This window comes from Streptomyces sp. NPDC053560 (assembly GCF_044544605.1).
Lineage (GTDB): Bacteria > Actinomycetota > Actinomycetes > Streptomycetales > Streptomycetaceae > Streptomyces.
In genome coordinates this window covers 248,818-269,536 of sequence record NZ_JBITXI010000005.1, presented here as the reverse complement: position 1 = coordinate 269,536, position 20,719 = coordinate 248,818, and the positions used below count along the sequence as shown (strand labels likewise).

The 20,719-nt window shown below is 68.7% G+C and carries 20 protein-coding genes, 1 tRNA gene and 1 pseudogene; 15 read left to right on the top strand and 7 right to left on the bottom strand.

Annotated elements, in window-relative coordinates:
* Positions 1-325: 325 nt before the first annotated feature.
* Positions 326-1,561: pseudogene (locus ACIGQF_RS13850) on the bottom strand (IS110 family transposase).
* A 964-nt stretch (positions 1,562-2,525) separates the two neighbouring features.
* On the opposite strand from ACIGQF_RS13850, the gene ACIGQF_RS13845 reads away from it, so the two are divergent.
* Both ACIGQF_RS13845 and ACIGQF_RS13840 read left to right on the top strand, forming a co-directional pair.
* Complete coding sequence (locus ACIGQF_RS13845) at positions 2,526-2,888, top strand: hypothetical protein (protein ID WP_399709428.1); 363 nt, start codon at positions 2,526-2,528, stop codon at positions 2,886-2,888.
* Positions 2,889-4,744: 1,856 nt separating this feature from the next.
* Positions 4,745-5,359, top strand: a complete 615-nt coding sequence (locus ACIGQF_RS13840) for a nuclease-related domain-containing protein (protein WP_399709426.1) — start codon at positions 4,745-4,747, stop codon at positions 5,357-5,359.
* A 4-nt stretch (positions 5,360-5,363) separates the two neighbouring features.
* On the opposite strand, the gene ACIGQF_RS13835 is transcribed toward ACIGQF_RS13840, so the two are convergent.
* Positions 5,364-6,122 carry a GntR family transcriptional regulator gene (locus ACIGQF_RS13835; RefSeq protein WP_399709423.1) on the bottom strand — a complete coding sequence of 253 codons (759 nt, stop codon included), beginning with the start codon at positions 6,120-6,122 and terminating at the stop codon, positions 5,364-5,366.
* Positions 6,123-6,318: 196 nt separating this feature from the next.
* Between ACIGQF_RS13835 and ACIGQF_RS13830 the strand changes: the two genes are divergently transcribed.
* The 10 genes from ACIGQF_RS13830 (at position 6,319) to xerC (ending at position 12,584) form a co-directional block, all read left to right on the top strand.
* A complete protein-coding gene (locus ACIGQF_RS13830; RefSeq protein ID WP_052869381.1) occupies positions 6,319-6,648 on the top strand; it encodes a hypothetical protein in 330 nt (109 codons plus the stop codon).
* 2 nt (positions 6,649-6,650) lie between these two features.
* Positions 6,651-7,997, top strand: a complete 1,347-nt coding sequence (locus ACIGQF_RS13825) for an FtsK/SpoIIIE domain-containing protein (protein ID WP_399709420.1) — start codon at positions 6,651-6,653, stop codon at positions 7,995-7,997.
* Positions 7,998-8,086: 89 nt separating this feature from the next.
* Complete coding sequence (locus tag ACIGQF_RS13820) at positions 8,087-8,263, top strand: hypothetical protein (RefSeq protein WP_399709417.1); 177 nt, start codon at positions 8,087-8,089, stop codon at positions 8,261-8,263.
* 67 nt (positions 8,264-8,330) lie between these two features.
* A complete protein-coding gene (locus tag ACIGQF_RS13815; RefSeq protein ID WP_399709414.1) occupies positions 8,331-9,077 on the top strand; it encodes a DUF2637 domain-containing protein in 747 nt (248 codons plus the stop codon).
* 13 nt (positions 9,078-9,090) lie between these two features.
* Complete coding sequence (locus ACIGQF_RS13810; protein ID WP_356336992.1) at positions 9,091-9,279, top strand: mobile element transfer protein; 189 nt, start codon at positions 9,091-9,093, stop codon at positions 9,277-9,279.
* A gap of 21 nt (positions 9,280-9,300) precedes the next feature.
* A complete protein-coding gene (locus ACIGQF_RS13805) occupies positions 9,301-9,570 on the top strand; it encodes a hypothetical protein (RefSeq protein WP_399709411.1) in 270 nt (89 codons plus the stop codon).
* An 89-nt stretch (positions 9,571-9,659) separates the two neighbouring features.
* Positions 9,660-9,848, top strand: a complete 189-nt coding sequence (locus tag ACIGQF_RS13800; RefSeq protein WP_399709409.1) for a hypothetical protein — start codon at positions 9,660-9,662, stop codon at positions 9,846-9,848.
* Positions 9,845-11,248 (top strand): replication initiator protein RepSA, encoded by a 1,404-nt coding sequence (gene repSA / locus ACIGQF_RS13795; RefSeq protein ID WP_399709406.1) that lies wholly within the window; start codon positions 9,845-9,847, stop codon positions 11,246-11,248. The genes ACIGQF_RS13800 and repSA overlap by 4 nt, the downstream gene beginning before the upstream one ends.
* Complete coding sequence (locus ACIGQF_RS13790; protein WP_399709403.1) at positions 11,245-11,433, top strand: helix-turn-helix domain-containing protein; 189 nt, start codon at positions 11,245-11,247, stop codon at positions 11,431-11,433. Before repSA ends, ACIGQF_RS13790 begins: the two co-directional genes overlap by 4 nt.
* Positions 11,433-12,584: a tyrosine recombinase XerC gene (gene xerC, locus ACIGQF_RS13785; protein ID WP_399709400.1), complete on the top strand. Its 1,152-nt coding sequence runs from the start codon at positions 11,433-11,435 to the stop codon at positions 12,582-12,584. The genes ACIGQF_RS13790 and xerC overlap by 1 nt, the downstream gene beginning before the upstream one ends.
* 118 nt (positions 12,585-12,702) lie before the next feature.
* Here xerC and ACIGQF_RS13780 read toward each other — a convergent pair whose 3' ends face one another.
* The 3 genes from ACIGQF_RS13780 to ACIGQF_RS13770 all read right to left on the bottom strand — a co-directional run bounded on the left by ACIGQF_RS13780 (position 12,703) and on the right by ACIGQF_RS13770 (position 14,848).
* Entirely contained in the window at positions 12,703-12,987 is a 285-nt protein-coding gene (locus ACIGQF_RS13780; RefSeq protein ID WP_399709397.1) for a hypothetical protein, read from the bottom strand.
* Between the two features lie 1,180 nt (positions 12,988-14,167).
* A tRNA-Arg gene (locus ACIGQF_RS13775) sits at positions 14,168-14,243 on the bottom strand.
* Positions 14,244-14,419: 176 nt separating this feature from the next.
* Positions 14,420-14,848 carry a hypothetical protein gene (locus tag ACIGQF_RS13770; protein ID WP_399709394.1) on the bottom strand — a complete coding sequence of 143 codons (429 nt, stop codon included), beginning with the start codon at positions 14,846-14,848 and terminating at the stop codon, positions 14,420-14,422.
* 294 nt (positions 14,849-15,142) lie between these two features.
* Here ACIGQF_RS13770 and ACIGQF_RS13765 point away from each other — a divergent pair, with 294 nt between their 5' ends.
* On the top strand, positions 15,143-15,772 hold the full coding sequence (locus tag ACIGQF_RS13765) for a TetR family transcriptional regulator (protein ID WP_399709391.1): 630 nt from the start codon (positions 15,143-15,145) through the stop codon (positions 15,770-15,772).
* A gap of 164 nt (positions 15,773-15,936) precedes the next feature.
* Here ACIGQF_RS13765 and ACIGQF_RS13760 read toward each other — a convergent pair whose 3' ends face one another.
* Complete coding sequence (locus ACIGQF_RS13760) at positions 15,937-17,424, bottom strand: M6 family metalloprotease domain-containing protein (RefSeq protein WP_399709388.1); 1,488 nt, start codon at positions 17,422-17,424, stop codon at positions 15,937-15,939.
* Between the two features lie 318 nt (positions 17,425-17,742).
* Here ACIGQF_RS13760 and ACIGQF_RS13755 point away from each other — a divergent pair, with 318 nt between their 5' ends.
* Both ACIGQF_RS13755 and ACIGQF_RS13750 read left to right on the top strand, forming a co-directional pair.
* Positions 17,743-18,357 carry a TetR/AcrR family transcriptional regulator gene (locus tag ACIGQF_RS13755; RefSeq protein ID WP_399710138.1) on the top strand — a complete coding sequence of 205 codons (615 nt, stop codon included), beginning with the start codon at positions 17,743-17,745 and terminating at the stop codon, positions 18,355-18,357.
* A 181-nt stretch (positions 18,358-18,538) separates the two neighbouring features.
* On the top strand, positions 18,539-20,056 hold the full coding sequence (locus tag ACIGQF_RS13750) for an MFS transporter (protein ID WP_399709385.1): 1,518 nt from the start codon (positions 18,539-18,541) through the stop codon (positions 20,054-20,056).
* A gap of 134 nt (positions 20,057-20,190) precedes the next feature.
* Here ACIGQF_RS13750 and ACIGQF_RS13745 read toward each other — a convergent pair whose 3' ends face one another.
* Positions 20,191-20,688 (bottom strand): MarR family transcriptional regulator, encoded by a 498-nt coding sequence (locus ACIGQF_RS13745; RefSeq protein WP_361558554.1) that lies wholly within the window; start codon positions 20,686-20,688, stop codon positions 20,191-20,193.
* Positions 20,689-20,719 lie beyond the last annotated feature (31 nt).

Genomic DNA, 20,719 nt, shown 5'->3' with positions numbered 1-20,719 from the left:
GCAGGACCCGTTCGCGCCGCGAGGTGTTTCCTCGTCTTTCCGGCTGCCCGACCATTCGCTGCCGCTCCCGCTCCCACTCGTGCGCGTCACCGTCGTATTCGCCTCACAGCGTCACCCGCCGGTGCGGACTTCGCCACCGGACACACGCGAAAACGAAGAGTGGGTGAATTCCCGTGCTTTCACGAAAAGCGATTTTCGGTTGTCGGGTCATCGGTCCGGCGTGCTCGCCTCCTTCGAGGAAAGAAACACGGAAAAGAGAGGAACCGCATGAATGGTGTCGTCGCCACTAATGCGAAAATCCCAGCCGCTCATCCGTTTCCGCAGCTCATGCGGCCTCATCTGTCTGGAGGGTGACTTGGTAACCGAGCTGGTTGAGCTGGCTCACCAGGCGTCGGCTCTGCCGGGTCCGGCCGGTGCGTTCGAGGAAGTACTGGCCACCGAGGTCGGTGTACGGAATGTCGTGGATCAGCATGTGCCACATCGCAATCAGCACCGAGTGTTCCAGTGCTACCAGGGCGCGCCTCTTGCCACGGCGGGCGGCGATGCGTCGGTACCGGGCGGCAAGGTAAGTGTTCTTGGCTCGGGCTGCGGAGACTGCGGTCTGGCCCAGCACCGCCTTGAGCCACGGGTTACCGTGCCGGGTCCGCCCGGTGGGCTGCTTGCCGGCCGATTCGTGGTTGCCGGGGCAGACCCCGGCCCACGAGGCCAGGTGGGCGGCGCTGGCGAAGCGGGACATGTCGGCCCCGGTCTCGGCGAGGATCACCGGACGGTGCGCGCTCACGCCGGGAATGGTCGCCAGCAGGGCGAGTTCGCGGTGAAAGGGCTCCACCTGCGCGTCGATCCGCTCGGTCAGCCGGGCTTCGGTGGCGGTGCAGGCGTCGACCCGGTCCAGCATGGTCCGGGCGAGGAAGGCGTGATGGTCCCCGAAGCGGTCGGTCAGCGCCTCGACCAGGACGGACCGTTTGCCGCGCATGCTGCCCCGGGCCAGCTCCGCCAGGACCTTCGGGTCGCGCTGCCCGGTGACCAGCGCCTCCAGCATCGCCCGGCCGGACACGCCGAGGATGTCGGAGACCACAGACGACAGCTTGATCCCTGCGTCTTCCAGGAGCTTCTCCAGCCGCTGGGCCTCCCTGGTGCGTTCGCGGATCACTTCGGTGCGATACCGCGTCAGGCCGCGCAGCTGACGGATCGGCTCCGGCGGCACGAACGACGGGCGGACCAGGCCGTGCTCGACCAGCTCGGCAATCCACTCGGCGTCCTTGACATCGGTCTTGCGGCCCGGCACCGCCTTCATGTGGCGAGCGTTGAGCAGCCAGCACTCGATGTCGTGTTCCAGCAGGTAGAAGATCGGCTTCCAGCAGATGCCGGTGGCCTCCATGCCGGCCAGGGCGACACCCTCGGACTACAGCCAGTCCCGCATTGCCAGCAGGTCGCGAGTCATGGTGGAGAAGGTCCGGGTCTCCTTGCGGCGCCGCTTGCCGGGGCCGGGTACGCGGATCGTGACCTTCACGTCCGCCTTGCTGATGTCGATCCCCGCACAGCGTTCGTGCAGTACTTCCATTGCCCCGGCACCCCCTTCCGGCCACGGCCGCGAGCACGTGACCGCCCGGCAGGGGTCCGGCAGACGGGAGAATCTAATACGCCTGCTCGGAGCAACACTTCCGGGTGCCTGTCGAAGGGCCCCCAGCGTCCTACTAACCCTCGGGTTCGATCACGCCATTGTGGCTCGGCGTCCGCCGGACGGCCACGCACCCGATCCCCGCCGGACTGGGGTATTCGCCCGCGGCTTGCCCGCTCCCGGCAAGATCGCTGGAGCAGCGTAAGAACTCCCGTTCCATAGAGCGGATCCACCGGAACGACGCCCCAACCACCCATAGCGCCAAAGGCGGTTGCCAAAACGTTCCGTCGGCCACCCACGCCGAAGGCCCCGACCGGACGGGTCGGGGCCTTCGCGCTGGTGCCCCCGGCAGGATTCGAACCTGCGACACCCGCTTTAGGAGTTCACCCAAGTGGGTGCCGGGGCCTCTGTGTCGGACCGCTTCGGGGCCGCAGTGAACCGCCGGGGTTTGCCGTCGTCCGCCGCTGTTGATGTCACCGGGTGATGTCAGCCGTCACCATTCACATGGAACGCCGAACGCCGTTGGGCTCAGCTCGGCGCTGCCCCTCCCGCGTAGCCGACCAGCAGGTCTGCGATGACGTCGAGGGCGGTTGATGCCCATCTCTTCATCGTGCTTCTGGTCGTACTCATACGGTTTCCCTCCGAGCCAATCTCATCGTTTGCGGGGCCAGATAGAACGGCTGCCACGTACTTGAGGCTGACGGCGGCGGAGAGGAGCAGGACGAGACTCGGCAGAGCCGAGCTCAGCCCAACGACGTGTCGCCACGAGAATACAGCGCGGCAACCAGCTCGTCTGCTGACCAGAGCGATTACCTTCACGATGGTGCGGGCGGGGAGGTAGCTTTACCGGATGGACTGGGGCCCCTTTGCAAGCGTCGCTGTCGCCGTGGTGGGTGTAGGCGGTGTCATGATCGAACGTCGCCGTAGTGAACCTCACGGACGAGAACGAGTGAAAGCCGACCTCGAACTTCTGGCCCTTCTTCCTGAAGACAGTGAGATGGCCCCCGCCCTGCGCAGGCATATCGAGGAAAGCCTGCAGAAGATGATTGAAGTCGAAGACCGGAAGCGTCGTGAACCAGTCGGCGTCGTTCTCGGGCTACTCTTCATCGCGATCGCAATCGGGCTTCTTGTCGTTGGCTACGTTAACGGCGGCGCTTATTGGTGGCTAGCTGCTCCGGCTGCGGTCATCGGCACTTTTGGATCCGCTGGCTTGGCGCAAGATGTCACCAAACAAACGAGAGATGAGCGGGGAAGACCGACGTCACAGTAGCTCGGTGGTAGGTGACGGTCGCTCGCGGGTCAGTTCAGGAAGCTGTCGTGGCGGCAACCCACCGTGGGTTTGAACCCCACAGTGGCTATGGGCCAGCGTAGTCGCCAACGCTCGCTGAATGGGGCACGGTGACTAGTCAAGCTCTTCTAGTTCATCTAGCCAGCTTTGAGCGACCCCAACGAACCGCCCAACGATGACGCCATAGGTCACCACCTCCGATACCACCTCAACCATTGTGAGCTCACCATGGTTGGCTTCCTTCGCGACAGACTGTAGTCGGAAGGCCCCATCGAGAATGTCCCGAGACGCGGGGACAACGACATCTGGCCCTTCAAGCTCGACGAGCAGCTGAGCGCGCATCAGCTCGGTTACGTGTTCTCCAAGGATGCGGGCCAGCTCGGTCCGTCGACTTTCATCGTCTGGAGCTGTGCTGCTGTTCTTACACGCTTCGGACAAGTTGTGAGCGGCATGAATGAGGTCGGCGAACGCTTCTCGTCTAGCCTGGCGCCGCCACTGGGCGTGTTGCGCTCTGTGCTGAGCCCTCACCTGCCAGCGGGTTTGACGGCCTGACCAGACGGCAGCGAACCCTGCTCCTAGCGCGCCGACTAGAGCGCCGAGTAGCGCCGATATAACCGATTCCATGAGGGCATTGTCGTGTGATCGCGACTCTCTTGTTTGCCCCTTCCTGTGTTGAACTGAGGCGGTTCACTGGACAGAGTGCCCACGAAGGGCTCAGTTACGTAGCGGCAGCAGATACTCCGTCGGCCCCGCATCGGATATACCCCGCTTGCGTGTGGGGAGTGACGCCCGCGGCGGGGTGACGCTAGAGGCTTAGGCGCGACACGCTCCTTTGCCACGACGGTGCCGCGTCGAGTGGAACGTCTACGGGCCTTCGCCACATCGCGGCAGCAGGTGCTCCCCTTCAGCCACGTATCGGGGTGCGGTCCGCTCACGCTGGTGCATCCGTGACGGTGGCGGTACGGCGGCCCGCCCCCTGCCGGCGTTTTCGTTCGGACTGCTGAGCCGCCCCGCCCCCACCCCTCCCGTAGCTGGCCTTCTTCAGGACTAGGGCCTATGCGGCAGTCGGCAGTGCGCCTGTCACGTAAACCGCTCACCGGTTCCGCTCCTGCCCTTCATCACTTCCCACTTGCACTCTTCTCGCCGCCCCCGGGGCTCCTCGATGGGCATGCCCTGAGCACGGGCCGTGCTTTGGCGGCTCCCCCTGGGCTGGTGGCGGTTGCCTGCGATGGCCCTGGGGCCCGTTGGTGGAGGCGTTGGCCGGTGGGGATGATTGCTCGTTCCGGCGCTGCTTTGGGCGGGACAAAGCGTGAAGCGAATTACCCCGTGGCATCTTCGGTGGCGCGGGGCCGGGGGCCGGGCGGAGCGGGCCGGAGGCAGGAGCGGCGCCCGAGTCCCCGTGCCCGCGTCGGCCCGTGTGACGGGCCGGTGGGGTGTGATTCGTAGCGGCGGCTGGTCAAGCCGTTGGCCTGCGCGCCGGATGCCGAAGGCAAGAGCCCCCGCAAGGCCAGAGCCGCAAGCCGGGCGGTTCCCGGAGGGACTTCGCGGAGCTCCGGGCCGGCAAGGTTCATACGGCGGATGCTGGCCTTGATCGACGCCCATGGGCTTCAACGGCGAACCTCAGTGATCGGCGCCAGGTAGGCCCGGCAGGGAGCGGCACCCCCTAGCGAGAGCCCCTGAAGTGACCTCCAACCCCTCCTCCCCGCCCGCAGGGTGGGGAGCTTGATGAGGTAGAGAAACGTGTAACAGCTCCCCTCCCTCACCGTTCAACGCCGTCTTGTCGTGGCGGCGTACGCATGCTGCTCTAACTGCCGTAACTGATCAGCAGGAAGGCAGGGATGATGCACGAAGATCTGGCCTTGAATAAGCCGGGTGCGGCCGTACGCCAGAAGATCCTGGACCTGGAGCCCAACGGCTTCAAGCGGATGATCGCCAGATTGTCCCCCAAGTCTGAGATCCGCTCCTGGAGGGACGGACTGATCGGAGAGCGGGCAACAGCACGACGGCTCAGCAAGTTACGTTCGCGCGAGTGGCATGTCCTACACGCCATCCAATGGGCGAGCGGATCCGACATAGATCACTTGGCCATCGGCCCGGCCGGCGTCTTCACGATCAACGCGAAGCGGCACAAGGGCAAGACGGTCTGGTACGGAGATCACGCCATCACCGTGAACCGTGCTCCCACTCGGCACATCGCGATCAGCCAGCACGAGGCACGGCGCGTGGAAAAGGTTCTTGGTCGGCATTGTGCGATCCCTGTGCCCGTCCGCCCTGTTGTCGCGGTGGTGGACGCTGCCAAGGTCACCGTGAAGAACTCCGCTCCACCCGTGCTCGTCGTCGACGTTGCCGAGCTGGACCGCCTGCTGTCAGGAATGACGCCTGTACTGCCCCGGGAGGCCGTTGAGCGCATCTTCGAGGTGGCGCGCCAGCCCGGCACCTGGTCGTCGCATTGATCGGCTACGCGTCGAAGTCGTACTCAAGCACGTAGGAAGCGGAGTCGAGAGTCATCTCGTTGACCTCGACAGGTCGGCCTCCGTCGGCAAAGGCGGTCCGGCAGATGAGCATCACCGGTGTGCCCATTGAGAGGTTGAGCCGCTTCGCTTCGTCCTGGGAGGGCATGCGGGACCGCACTTCTTCGCGGAAGTGGACCGGCTTGGCTCCGAGCTCCGCTAGGCGGGCGTACGTACCGCCTGGTCCCGTGTCCTCCTGGGTAATAGCCGAGCCCGCGACCAGCTCCGCCGGCAGGTAGCTCGTCGCTAGTAGGACCGGTTTTCCCTCCAGGACGAATCGCCGGTTGCGGACGCAGACTGCCGACTCCGGGGTGATGTCCAGGACGCTCGCGATCCGCTCGGGCGTCGGCTCCTCAGTGACGGTGACCTGATCCACGGTGAGCTGTCGGCCTTCGGTGTCGGCCGACCAGATCGAGCGGCCTGAGCCCCACTGCTCTTGGGAGAGGCGCTGGATGCCGCGTCGTCGCAGAGGTCGGAACGCCCGAACGAATACGCCGGCGCCCTTGCGTGACTCGGCGAGCCCCTCGTTCTGCAGGACTCCAAGAGCCTGCCGGGCCGTCATCCGGGCCACGTCGTACTTAGCCATGAGGTCGTTCTCACCTGGCAAGCGATCACCAGGGCCGTACTCACCTGCCGTGATTGCCTCCCGAAGCGCGTCAGCAATGCGCTGGTACTTCGGCTGTCGAGCGCCGTTATTCGCGGTCATTGCGTCTCCCTCCTTTCATCCTCTCTAGACAGCCTAGGACATGCCTGCGTCGCTGCATCCGGGCCTGGTGCCCCTTCCCGCCACACGTGAACCTCTCTAGAGAGCTCTATTGACGTCTCTAGAGATCTGCGCTTCACTCGTAGATGTCTAGAGAGGCCGCCGGACGGGGTGGCCTCCCAGCAACAAGGGGTGTTCTATGCCTTCGTTCAAGATCGACACGTCGACCGCTGTGGTGTTCGTTGCGACCGCGCCGACCCCGAAGGTCGCCAACCGGAAGACGGGTGAGATCGCCAAGGACCGCGAGACCGGCGCCGACCTGATGACGGTGGGCCTGCTGGTCTCGGATGAGGGGGAGGGCAACCTCTACCAGGTCTCGGTGCCGCAGACGGGTGTCCCGGAGGGCCTGACGCCGGGTATGCCGGTCTCAGTGGTCGGGCTGAAGGCGCGGGACTGGGAGAACGAGTTCAATGGCGAGAAGCGGCACGGTATCGCCTTCCGCGCGGCGGCCCTCGCGGCGGGTGCCTGATCATGGCGGACCTGACCACGGTGCTGGAGGCCACTGGTGCTCTCGCCGGTGTCGGTGGCCTCGGCTACGCCAAGGGCCACGCTCCCCGCGTGTACTGGTCGCTGGTTGGGCTGCCGGTCACGATGGGCCGGTTCACCTTCAGCTACGGCACCACGATGGACGTGTGCGGGCTGACGGTGCAGCCCTCGAAGCTGCGGGCGTTCATGGTCCGCAACGTCGCACGCCGTGAGGTCCAGCCCGTACCACCGAAGGTCCGCCGGGTACGCGGCACTTCCACCGGCCTGATCGCCTCTCTCCGGCTCCCGGCCGGGCTGGAGCCTTCGGACGTGGCGGCGGCCTCCGAACGGCTCCGGCACGCCTGGGGCGTCCACTCCGTCACCGTGGTGGAGACCAAGCCCGGTGTGGTGGAACTGCGGATGACCGGCTACGACGTGCTGCGCCGGGTGAAGATGCCGCGCCGGATGCGGTCTACCGGGCCCATGGTGGTGCCGGTGGCTCTGCGGGAGGACGGCAGCACGTTCGTCCGGGATTACCGCAAGGTCCCGCACGCGCTGACTCTGGGGGCCAACCAGTCGGGCAAGTCGATGTATCAGCGGAACCTGATCACGGGCCTGGCGAAGCTGCCGGTGGGTCTGCTGGGCATCGACTGCAAGCGCGGGGTGGAACAGTCCGCCTACGTCCACCGGCTCTCGGCCCTGGCCACCACGCCGGATGATGCTGACCGGCTGCTGGAGGTCTTGATCACGGAGATGGAAGAGCGCTTCGACGTGCTCAGTGCTCATCACGTCTCGGACCTGTGGGGCCTGCCGGAGGAGGTGCGGCCGGATCCGCTGGTGCTGCTGGTCGATGAGGTGGCCGAGCTGTTCCTGACCGCCGCGAAGAAGGATGAGGAACGTCGGGACCGGATGGTCAAGCGGATGGTGCGGCTGGCTCAGATGGCGCGGGCGGTCGGCATCTACCTGGAGGTCTGCGGTCAGCGGTTCGGCTCGGAGTTGGGCAAGGGCGCCACCATGCTCCGCGCCCAGCTCACCGGCCGGGTCGTCCACCGGGTCAACGACAAGCAGACCGGCGAGATGGGCCTGGGGGATGTGTCTCCGGACGCGGTCATGGCCGCAACCGCCATCGCCGCTGACCGGCCCGGTGTCGCGGTGGCCGGGGACTCCTCTGGCGGTTGGTCCCGCATCCGTACTCCCGAAACTACTCCCGCCGAGGCTGCGGCCGTCTGCCGGGAGTACGCACACCTCGCCCCGCACCCGTCGTACCTGACCCCGTTCCGCCCGGTGCTGCCGGCCGAGTACGAGCCGACCGACGCGCCCTCGCTGATCAAGCCGCAGCCCGTCACCGAGTAGCACCCTCCTGATCTCTCCGGTTGGCGTGACTGTCTCGCGCCAGGTCCCTACCCCTCCATGCCTGAAACCGAGTCGAGAGGACCACGGCCATGGCCGCATCCCGACGCACGACCCGCAGCAAGGCTCCGAAGAAGTGCACCGACTGCGGCGGCAAGGGCGAGACCAGCGCCGCCGTCCGAGTCGGCCCGCGCGGCAAGAAGACCACCGACCATCAGCAGGCCGCGCTGTGCATGACCTGCTGGGGGTCCGGCACCGCCCCCAACTGACCACCCTGATCGGGCGGCACCGCACCGATCCGCCGCCCGGCCCCCGCTCTCCTGGAAGGAGGACGCGATGACCAAGCCACAGGCCGAACGCAGCGCGATCCTCGTTGCCGGTGCCGTGATCATGGCCTTGACGATCGCCGCGTTCTGGCTCTCCTACGCCCACCTCGCCTCGGTCGCCGAGTCCCACGGCCTCGCCGCCTCTCCGGTACGCCGCTGGGCCTGGCCGGGCACGATCGACCTGTTCATCCTGGCCGGTGAGGTCCTGATGTTCCGCGCCGCGCTACGGCACATGACCGACTGGTGGGCCATCGGCCTCACGGTCGCCGGATCGCTCGGCAGCATCGGGCTCAACGTCGCCGGAGTTGGCACCGACGCCCCGCTCCTGGACTACGTCGTGGCCGCCGTGCCGCCGTCCGCCGCGCTCCTGGCCTTCGGCGCCCTCATGCGGCAGGTCCACACCCTCGTCACCGACCCCGCCCCGGCGGCCGAGCCGATCCCAGAGCCGGTCACCGTCGAACGGACCCCGGAACCCATGCCGGCCGAACTGGTCGCGCCCGGACCGGAGCCTGCCACCGAAGAGGTGCCCCAACCCGAGCCAATGCCCGAACCGCTTCCCGAGCCTGCTCCGGTCGCGCCGTCGCCCCGACCCGCAGCCGCGGGCCCGACAGTTCCCCCAGCGCTGCTCGATCACGCCCGCAAGGTCGCCGACACCCACCAGGCCGCCACCGGCACCCCGATCGACTCCGCCACCCTCCGCACTCGGCTCGGTATCCCGCCGGTTCTCGCCGAAGCCATCTCCGCGCAACTCGCCTGAAAGGACGCCTGACATGCCCCGTCCGAACCGCTTCTACAACGTGCTCCGCTTAGGCCCGGTCAAGGTCGGCTCCCACTACGACGGCCGTGGACGTACCAAGCACACCGCCGCGTGCACCGTGCCCCGCTGCGGCTTCTCCGTCGACTACGACGACCGCGCCGCCGCCGAACTCGCCGCCCGCACCCACCGCTGCAACCCCTGACCCCGGACGGAGGCAAGGCCCATGCGCTTCCCAGACGCCCAGCTCCGCGCCAACCACCGCCCGGCCGACCTGATCCCGCCCGGCGTCCGCCCCGGTGAGGTGGTGGTCATCCAGGCCCCTCCGCGCTCCTACGCGGGCCCGATCCTGCTGACCATCACGCTCGCCCTCGGCGCGTCCGTGGTCATCGTCGTCCTCGCGATCGCGTTCCAGATCGCGGCCGCAGCCGCCGCAGCCGCCGTCCCCACCGTGGGCGGCGCCGGTATCTCGCTCAAGCTCGCTCGCAAGCGTTAAGCGGCCCCCGGGGCGGCCTCAACCGCCAAGTTTCCGCCGCCCCGGGCGCCTGACCCCTTCCAGATCCGCTGACCCGAAAGGGAGTCCTCATGATGCCCGAGACCCGCCCCGCCAGCACCCGGCTCTGCCCTGACTGCGACGGCTTCCCCACCGTGGCCATCACCACCGGCCAGCGCCGCCCCGACGGCTCCCGTCAGACGCTCACCGTCGTCTGCCGCACCTGCCAGGGCACCGGCACCGTGGCCCGTCGCGCAGCTGCTCGTGAGGTGGCCGCGTGAGTGACGCCGCCACCCTGGCGGGCCTGGACCCGACCACCTTGGGGGATCTCCTCCGGGTGGCCGGGTCCCCCGGTTTCGACCGGTGGGAAGAACAGATCCGCCGCACCGGCGGCTGCTCCGACCCGATTCACCTCACGGGGGCCACGAAGACGATCGACCGGGCTACCGGCACGGTCCTGCACGCCTACTCGACCGACGTCGAGCCCGGTGGGCGGCTCCGGGTGGCCTGTGGCAACCGCCGGGCCTCCCGCTGCCCGTCGTGCGCCTGGACCTACGCGGGCGATACCTACCACCTCATCCGCGCGGGTCTGACCGGTGACGAAGCCAAGGGCACCCCGGAGACCGTCCGCGACCACCCGCGGGTCTTCGCCACCCTCACCGCCCCGTCCTTTGGACCGGTGCACAACCGCCCCGACAACGGCCGCCGTCCCTGCCGCTGCGGCGTTCACCACCAGGCCGACGCCCCCGAACTCGGGACTGCGCTGGATCCGGAGCGCTACGACTACGCGGGTGCGGTGCTGTGGAACAACCACGCCGGTCACCTGTGGCGGTACGTCACCATCTACCTGCCCCGCGAGCTGGCCCGCCGTGCCGGCATCACACAGAAGGCGCTCAAGGAGCAGCTCCGGGTCTCCTACGGCAAGGTCGCCGAGTACCAAAAGCGCGGCGCGATCCATTTCCACGCCGTGATCCGCTTCGACGGACCCGACGGCCCCGACACCGCGCCCCCGGCCTGGGCCACCATCGACCTGCTCACCGACGCGCTCCGTGCCGCTGCCGCTCGCGCCGAGATCGTCCTCGCCCCTGTCTGCGACCAGCCGGAGCGTGTCCTGCGATGGGGCGCCCAGCTCGACGTCCGCCCCATCGGTGCCTTCGGCGACGGCGAAGACCTCACCGAGCAGGCCGTGGCCTCCTACGTGGCCAAGTACGCCACCAAAGCCGCCGAGACCACCGGCAGCGTCGACCGCCGCATCGGCGAAATGCACGAGTTGGACAAGCACCCCGACCTGCCCGATCACACCCGCCGCCTGATCCGAGCCTGCCGCGACCTGGATGAGCTCTACCCAGACCGGAAGCTGTGGCAGTGGGCGCACATGCTCGGCTTTCGCGGTCACTTCTCCACCAAGTCCCGCCGCTACTCCACCACCCTCGGCGCTCTCCGACAGGTCCGCGCCGACTACCGCGCCGCCCAGCAACGCGCCGCCCTCGGCCTGCCCGACCCCGATGACCACCCGGAGGCGACCACCCGCGTCCTCGCCCACTGGGCCTACGCCGGACACGGCCACACGCCCGGCGAATCCTGGCTCGCCGCCAACATCGCCCGCGAAATCCAAGCCAACCGCGACATCGCCCGCGAAGTACGCGCCCAACTCGACACCGAAGGAGACAACTGGTCATGACCACCGCCACTGACGAACTGCTGACGGTGCCAGAGGTCATGGCCCGGCTCAGGCTCGGCCGCTCGACCGTCTACGACCTGATCCGCTCGCATCGCCTGGTTTCCATCAAGGTCGGCCGCGCTCGCCGTATCCCCCGCTCGTCCCTCCGCGACTTCATCGCCGACCAGATTGCCGAGGCCGCCTGATGGCACAGCAGCGCAAGCGCAACCCCAACGGTGCTGGCACGATCACCAAGCGCAAGGACGGCCGCTACCAGGCCGCCGTGTACGTCCTCCAGCCGGACGGTACGCGCGCTCGGAAGTTCGCCTACGGCAAGACCTGGGCTGAGTGCGACGAGAAGCGGCGCAAGCTGCTCGACAAGGTCGCTAACGGCATCCCCGTGCCGACCCGTTCGGCGAAGCTCGCCGAGTGGCTTCCGTACTGGCTGGAGAACGTGATCAAGCCGCGCCGCAAGCTCAGTACTTACGACAAGTACGAGTCGCACGTGCGCCTGTACCTGGTGCCGATGATCGGTGCGAAGCGGCTGGAGTCGCTGGGCGTCGCGGACGTACGGCGCCTCCTGGTTCAGCTGGAGAAGAAGACCACGGCGGCTACGGCCAAGGAGGCGCATCGGGTGCTGCGGACCGCCCTGACGGCCGCCTGTCGCGAGGAGCTGATCACGCGGAATGTGGCCAGCCTGGTCGAGCCGCCACGCTCCAAGCCCCGCGAGCTGAGCCCGTGGACGCTCGATGAGACGCTGGACTTCCTCGGCGCCGCTCGGAAGGACCCGCTCTACGCAGCCTTCGTCCTGGCCGTCACGATGGGCCTGCGGCGGGGTGAGATCGTCGGGCTTCGCTGGACTGACGTGGACCTGGAGAAGCGCGTTCTCTATGTCCGTCAGCAGACTCAGCGGCGGCGCGGTGTGCTTTACGACGATGACCCCAAGGGCCGTCGTCGGCGTGCTGTTCCGCTGCCCGCTATGTGCGTCGCGCCCTTGCGGTGGCATCGGCTGCGGCAGGCGGCGGCGAAGGAACGTGCGGGGGAGAGCTGGGAAGAAGGTGGATACGTCTTCGCCACGCGCAATGGTCGGCAGGTCGAGCCGCGCAACATCTACCGGTCGTTCACTCGCGTCGCCCAGTCCGCCGGCCTTCGGGTGATCCGGCTGCACGATGCACGGCATGGGTGCGCAACTCTACTGACAGCGGCCGGAGTCGCGCCGCGAGTCGTGATGGAGATTTTGGGACACAGTCAGATCAGCATCACGATGGACGTGTACACACACGTTGTGCAGGACACCCAGCGGGAAGCCATCAGTCACATGGACCGATTGCTCAAGAGACGGCCTAGCGGTGACTGAGTACTGCTCTCTATGGCGATTGAAGCCCCCAGCCACGCATGGCTGGGGGCTTCAACCTATCTCTGCCGGAGAGACCGTTGACGCAGTGCAAGAAGCCAAACGTGTCCGCTTCGGAAACTCAGTGGGCGATCCAAGGCATGGCTCCAAGCATGCCGGTTGTTGTGACGCCGATCAGAGCGATCAGCTTGTACGGAACGTGGTCGACGATCAAACGGATGCCGCCGCAGCGGAGGTAGAAGATGGGGCCCGGCGTGGCTGGCTTGTCGAGTGGGAGCTGCTGAAGGTCAGCGGATGTGAGTTGGTGGTCGTCCTCGTGCCTGTTCATCAAGTCCCCTTTGTTGAGCGCGCCAGTGACGTCTTGCGCGCAGTGAGTGGTCTGCGTGTCTGACAGCGCGCTCACCATGAGGGAAGGAGTAGTTAGCCGCGCAAGTCTGTTGGTGTTCCAGTTCCTCTGTCTCGCGTAATGGCGGGGACCTGTGAACACCTGTTTCCTCCTGACCTGCGGGTTCTTCTGAGAAGCGGTCTCCGAGGGGCGGAGAGATTGCAAGGCACGGTGGTTATGCACGGCAGCCTCTCTCCGCCTTGTGACAACCTCAGTTGTCGGTTGAGCGGGAGCGGCTGGCTCAGCGACAACTAGAGTTGTCGCCGTGGATCAATGGGGATCGTCTAGTGGTGACAAGTCGGAAGCCGATGCCGAGGTCGTACGCAACCCGGCTTGGCATGAACCAAATGACCTAGAAATCGCGGATATAAAGGATCAACTGCGTACGTTGGCGCTTGCTTTGGCGAGGCGCATATCTGAGCGCAGTCAGGAGTGCATGGACAATGGCCATACGGCTCCGACTCAGGTGCAGCATTACGCTGACTACCACCTTGCCTGCCTGCACGGGCTCCGGTACATGCAAGATGCGGTTCAGGAGCTAGCTGCTGAGGCTGCGCGCATCAGTGGGGGGCTGGGCGCTACTTTTGGGCAACTTGGAGCGGCATGGGGCGTGTCCAAGCAGGCAGCTCGCAAGAAGTGGCCGGAAGCTGGTGAGGCGGGGTCGGCCGTGCCGGAGAGGCTCGCCGTGGAGATGTACGGCGGGAGCGCCGAGGTCGGCTGCTACATCAGGCCGTCTGTCTGGCGGTGGGTAGGCCATGGCTGCGACGGCAGCGATCACGTAAGTGAATACGTGTATGGCAACCCATGGGCGGCCCTGGCGGCGGCGCAGTCTTTCCTGCGGAGCCGCTTCGTAGGACTTGGGTGGCGCGATGGTGTTGACGTCCCGGATGCTCTTGGCCCCACCGGTCGTGAGTCTTGTTGGTGCGCCGGCCTCGACGACTGGCCCCTCTGAGAATCTGAGGCTGTCGACATGGTGGCGATCCGGTGGTGGCGTACTGACAGGCGGGCTGATGGCGCGTCCGTCGCAGCCTGTCAGGCGTGAATGCTCGTGGGAGTGCGCAATCGGCTGCAGGTGGCAGAGGGCGCGTCGTAAGGCGTCAGCAGTCTGCGCTGATGAGCCGCTTCCCGGTCGAGTGTCGCCGTTGATGTCAGATCTGGATGTCAAAGGGCTCCTACCGAGATCGGTAGGAGCCCTTTTCGCTGGTGCCCCCGGCAGGATTCGAACCTGCGACACCCGCTTTAGGAGAGCGGTGCTCTATCCCCTGAGCTACGGAGGCGGGCGGTCAGTGGTGGTGCGGTGCGCCCCGGACGTGGGTCGCGGCGGGCGGTGTACGCACCATCGGCTGGCCGTGAACAGGGTAGCGGATGGGGTCGCGCCCGGTCTCGCCGCTGGGTGGTCGGGGGTTTCTCCCGTTCCCGTGGCGGCGTGGCGCGGCCCCGTGGAGAGCCCGGGTCACACGGGGAAGTTCCAGCTGACCGTGCCGTCGACGGTGACGATGGCGGCCAGGACGACGAGGTCCGCGGCGCCGAGGGCCATGCCGAGGAGAGCGCGGCCGCGCCGGCCGGTGCCCCGGTGGAGGGCCACGGCGCCCAGCACCAGGGACAGCGGGCCCAGGACGAGGTTCATGACCAGCAGGCCGACGAGGCCGAGGATGAAGGAGGCCACGGCCATGCCGTCGGCCTGAGTTCCCTTGCGGCGGGCGCCGGACGAGACGTCGGCCGTGGTGGCGTCGGTGGTCGTCGCGGTGTCGGCCGTCGCCTTGTCGGTCGTGGTGGTGTCCGTGTCCGAGGCCGTGGTGGTGCCGGACTCGGGGCCGGTCTTGTCGGCGTCGGTGCGGGTCCCTGCGGACTCGGTGCCGGCGCGGTGGATGAGGGTGGTCATCGACGGGCCTCCTTCGCGCGGTGCTCGCGGACGGCGAAGATCAGCAGCCAGGCGGCGATCGCCGCGGCCGCGGTGAGCGTCGCGGCGAGCGGGAGGTGTGCCGCGGTGCCCACGAGCACTCCCAGGAGGAGCAAGGCTGCGACAAGGAAGATCATTTCTGGCCCTTCCGGGTGAGGTGAGTGGCCTTGATCGTTCGGTTGGGTGAACAATTGGTGTCACACTTGTTCACTGACTCACCAGTCTAGCGCGCCCCCGGGGTGGATCGCATCGGAGAACGGATGTTTACTGAATGGCATGAGTCACACCACCGGCGTCCGCCAGGCCCAGAAGCAGAAGACCCGACAGGCGCTCCTCGACGCCGGGCTGCGGCTGCTGGCCGACCAGAGCCTCAGCAGCATCGGGCTGCGCGAGGTGACGCGGATGGTGGGGGTGGCCCCCGCGGCGTTCTACCGGCACTTCCGGGACCTCCCCGACCTGGGTGTCGCGCTGGTCGAGGAGTCGCTCGGCAGCCTGCACGACGTGGTCCGCGCGATCCTCGCCGAGCAGCCGGACGCCGAGGAGCGGATCGACCGTACGGTCGCGGTCGTCGAACGCTTCGTCCGGGAGAACCCCGCGCACATCCGCTTCATCGCGCGGGAGCGGCACGGCGGCGTACGGGCGGTGCGCCGGGCCATAGCCGCCGAACTGGCCCGATTTGCCGCCGAGGTGGCGTCCGCGCTGCGGGCGCAGCCGGTGTCGGACGGCTGGAGCGACGACGATCTGCTGATGCTCGCCGAGTTGTACGTCGACCACCTCGTGATGACCGCTTCGGCGATCCTGGATGCCGCGGACGACGGCGACACGGCCGCCTGTGACCGGCTCGCCGAACGGGCCTGCAGGCAGCTGCGGCTCATCAGTCTGGGGCGACGGCACTGGCAGGACTGAGCCCCGAGCCCCGCTCCGCCTGGGGCTCAGCCCCCTAGGAAGGGCCCCAAGGCCGGGCCTTCCTGGGTTGTGGCGCCTACGCCCCTCCCTGGCGCAGGTGGTCAACTCCCTGGGTCAGGTGGTCAACTCCCTGGCTCAGGTGGTCAACTCCCTGGCCCAGGTGGTCAGCCGCGTCCGGGTGTCGTGATGCGCACCCGGAAGGTGTCCGCTGGGGCGTCGGCTCCGGCCACCGGTTGGCCGTCCTGGAGGACCGCGACGGAGACGCCGTCGGCGCGGAAGGTCTGGCCGGGGCGGTACGTGGCGTCCGTCAGGCCCGCGCGGACGTTCGGGTCCTTGCGGTAGCAGCCGGCGCTCTTCGGGGTGGCGTCGGAGACCCGGACCGGGCCCTTGCCCGACGGGATGTCGGTGGCCACGCGGTAGACCAGGACGCCGGGCCGGCACGCCGTGGGGTCGAGCGGGCCGGTGCGGCGTGCCTCGACGACGTAGGCGCGGTGCCGGGAGACGGGGACGACGGCGATCTTCGTTCCGCCGGGGGCGGCGGCCGCGGTGAGCCGGTGGGTGGTGACCGAGCCGGGGCGGTGCACGCAGTCCACCTGGCCCGGTGCCAGCCAGCCCAGCTTCCACTTGTGCCAGCCCAGGAAGTCGTTCTCGGGGCCCCAGTCCACGTCCATCGGGTCCCAGTGGCCCACCGGGTGCGGGTCGGCGCGCCGGTCCGTGAAGTACAGGTCGGGCAGGCCGAAGGAGTGCGCGTTCTCGTGGTTGAGGACCCGGTACGCGCTTCGGCCGGTCTGCCGGCTCCAGATGAACGACACGTTCCTGAGCTGCGTCCCGTCGCCCGTCTTCAGGCCCAGCGGGCCGCCGCTGAAGGTGACGGACCAGACGTTCTCGGTCGCCGGCGGGCCCGCCTCCGGCGTGACCAGCACGTTCACCAGGTCGTACGCGCGGAAGTCCACTTGGCGGTCGACGGCCCGCACGATTTCCTTGGCCAGCGCGTAATAGCCGTTGTTCGAAGCGGGGCTGAAGGAGGTGCCGCGCCCGATGCGGTACGAGGCGAGCGGGCGCGACATCCGGATCCACTTCAGGACGGGGGTCGAGCGGTAGTCGAGCCTGCCGTAGGAGCTGCCGCGGAAGAAGCGGGGGACGGCGGGGAAGAACTCGCCGTAGCGCTTGCGGGGGCTGATCCCGGCGCGTACGTCGGGGAAGTCGATGAGCACCGTGAGGGCCCGTACGCGGCCGGTGGCGCGGACGAAACCGGGCGGGGTGGCCGCCGCCTCGGACACCCCGGTCGCGGAGCCGGGGAGGGCGCAGCGGCCGGCGGGAAGGGCCGCGGCGGCGCCTCGGGGGCCCCGGGGAGGGCTCGGGCGGGTGACGGCTCCGGGCGCGTGCGGCTCGTCCGTGCGGTCGTCGGGGGTTCGGGGTCGGCCGTCAGGGGCTCTTCGTATGCCGTCCCCGTCGCCGTCCTCGTGCCGTGCGTCGCCCCGCCCCCGTAGGGCCGTACCGCGCCGCGCCTCCGGAGGCGGTGAAGCGGCCGGGCGGCCGTCGCCGTGCCGGCCGGCGCCACCGGGGCGGGTTCCCGTCGTGTCGAGGGCCGGCACGACCAGCGCGACCGCGACGGCCGTGGCGGCGAGCAGGGCGGACGGTATCTGCCTCATGTGCTCACCCTGGGGCGGCGAGCGGCCGCCTGCCCGCCGGGTTACGTCATCCGGTGCCGGCGGGTGTTCCCGGGTGGCGCGCACGCGTGGGGCAGGTCACACTCGGCGCGGGAAATAACCGGGGACGCTGTCCCCGTTTAACCAGTCGTCCGCACGAAGCGGGGACCCGCTCCCCGTTTTCGTCCGCGGGCCTGCGTGCCGCAGCACCTCAAGGCGATCCGCGCAGCACCTCAAGACGACGCCGTACGCCGTACCCGAAAGGAGTGAGCCGACGTGACCACCGCCTCCACCGCCGCCACGAAGACGTCCCAGCCCCGTATGCGGGCCGACGCGCAGCGCAACCGGGAGCGGATCGTGGCGGCCGCTCGCGAGATCATGGTCGAGCACGGGGCCGACGTCCCGCTCGACGAGGTCGCGCGCCGGGCCGGCGTCGGCAATGCCACCCTCTACCGGCACTTCCCGGACCGCGCCGACCTGATCCACCACGTCACGCTCTCCGTCATGGACCGCACGGCGGACCGTGCGGAGCGCGCGCTCGCAGCGGAGGACGACGCGTTCCAGGCGCTCCGGACCTTCGTGCACGCCGCCGTCGAGGAGCGCATCGGGGCGCTCTGTCCGCTCCTCTCCGACGGCGTCGACAAGGACCACCCCGACCTGCTCGCCGCGCGGGACCGCCTGGAGGGGGCCGTCGAGGCCCTCATGGGCGCCGCGCGCGAGAGCGGCCTGCTGCGCGCCGACATCGCCGTCGGTGACCTGATGGTCGCGATCACCCAGCTCACGCGGCCGTTGCCGGGCAACCGCTGCGCCGACTTCGACAGGTTCGTACACCGCCACCTTCAGCTGTTCCTGGACGGCCTGATGGCTCCGGCGAGGTCCGAACTGCCCGGCTCCGCGGCCACCTTGGACGGCCTCCGGCAGCAATGCCGGCGGTGACGAAGGCCGTCCGCTCCCCGTTCCGCAAGGCCGGTCACCGGTGACCCGGCACCCGTAGGCGGTACCCGCGTGGTGCACGCCGCTCCCACAGCTCACGCAACACCCGTTTCACGCCACGCCGTTGTGCGGCAGCGACACACGACCCCTTTCTTCCTTCTTCGCACCCTAGGTGGACCCACCCATGTCCAAAACCGTCCAGAACGTGGACCCGAGGCGCTGGAAAGCGCTCATATTCATCGCCCTCGCCCAGCTCATGGTCGTGCTCGACGCGACGATCGTGAACATCGCGCTGCCCTCCGCCCAGGCGGACCTCGGGATCTCCGACGGCAACCGGCAGTGGGTCATCACCGCGTACGCCCTCGCCTTCGGCGGACTGCTGCTCTTCGGGGGCCGCATCGCCGACCTGTGGGGCCGCCGCCGCACCTTCGTCATCGGCCTCGTCGGCTTCGCGCTCGCCTCCGCGCTCGGCGGCGCGGCGGGCAGCACCGCGATGCTGCTCGGCGCCCGCGCGCTGCAGGGCGTGTTCGGCGCGCTGCTGGCGCCGGCCGCGCTGTCGCTGCTCGCGGTGACCTTCACCGAGGCGCGCGAGCGGGCCAAGGCGTTCGGCATCTTCGGTGCCATCGCCGGTGGTGGCGGCGCCGTCGGCCTGATCCTCGGCGGCGTGCTGACCGAGTACCTCGACTGGCGCTGGACGTTCTTCGTGAACATCCCGTTCGCCGTGGTCGCGGCGGCCGGCGCGCTGCTGGTCATCCGGGAGCCCGCCGAGGGCCGCAACCCCTCCCGGCTCGACGTCCCCGGCGTCCTCCTGGCGACCGCCGGACTGGTCTCGCTGGTCTACGGCTTCACGCGCGCCGAGTCCGACGGCTGGAGCTCCGGCGCGACCGTCGGCCTCTTCGTGGCGGCCGGTGTGCTGCTGGTGGCCTTCGCGGTCGTGGAGTCGCGGGTGAAGTCCCCGCTGCTGCCGCTGCGGGTGGTCACCGACCGCAACCGCGGGGGCGTCTACGCCTCCCTCGGCCTCGCCGTGATCGGCATGTTCGGTCTCTTCCTCTTCCTGACCTACTACCTGCAGGTCGTGAAGGGATACACGCCGGTCACGACCGGTCTTGCCTTCCTTCCGATGATCGCGGGCATGATCACCGGCTCGACGCAGATCGGCGCGCGGCTGATGACCCGGGTCCGGCCGCGGCTGCTGATGGCTCCCGGCTTCCTGTTCGCCGCGCTCGGCATGCTGGCCCTGACCCGGATCGACCTGGACACGTCCTACCCGGCGCTGATCCTCCCCGCGTTCCTGCTGCTCGGCCTCGGCATGGGCACCGCCTTCATGCCGGCCATGTCGCTCGCCACGCACGGGGTGCGGCCGCAGGACGCCGGTGTCGCCTCGGCGATGGTCAACACCTCGCAGCAGGTGGGCGGTGCGATCGGTACGGCCCTGCTGAACACGATCGCGGCCGGCGCGACCACGGCGTACGCGACCGCCCACGCGGCCGGTGCGCGCTCCGCCGACGTCCTCCGGCTCCAGTCGATGGTGCACGGCTACACGACCGCCATCTGGTGGGCGGCGGGCATCCTGGTCCTCGCCTCGGCCATCGCGTTCGTCTTCGTCAACACCGGGCGGCCCGGGGCCGGTACGCCGGCCGCGAGCTCGGCGGACGGCGTGGACGCCGCGGAGGAGGTGCCGGTGCCGGTGCTGGCGCACTGAGGCAGTCGTGAAGAAGCACGCGTGAAGAAGGGGCGCCCCTCGGGGCGCCTCTTTCGCTGTGCGTGGTGCGTGCTTCGGTACGCGGCGTGCGCTGCGCTTCGGGGGCGAAGTTCAGCGCAGCCCGGGGGCGGCGTTCAGCGCAGCCAGGGGAGGTCGGCGCCGTGCGGCTGCAGACCGTCCGCCACGGAGCGGCAGATCTCGGCGAGCTGCCGTACCTGCTCGGGGGAGAGCCGGTCGAAGAGGGCGGCCCGTACGGTCGCGACATGGCCGGGGGCGGCCTCCTGGAGGACCTTCAGGCCCTCGTCCGTGAGGACGGCGTTCTGGCCGCGCTTGTCCGACGGGCAGTTCTCCCGCCGGACCCAGCCGTTCTTCTCCAGGCGGGCGATGGCGTGCGAGAGCCGGGACCGGGTGATCTTGGCGTTCTGGGCCAGCTCGGTCATCCGCAGCCGCCGGCGCGGCGCCCGGGAGAGCTGGACGAGCAGGCCGTAGTAGACATGCGGCAGACCGGCGTCACGCTGCAGCTGACGGTCGAGGTGATCTTCCAGGAGGATGGTGGCGTGCAGGTACGACTGCCAGGCGTACTGCTCCTCGTCGTTGAGCCAGCGCGGCTCACCCGCCATGTCGTTGCTCATACCATCCACTGTCTCATTGCTCCCGTACTTC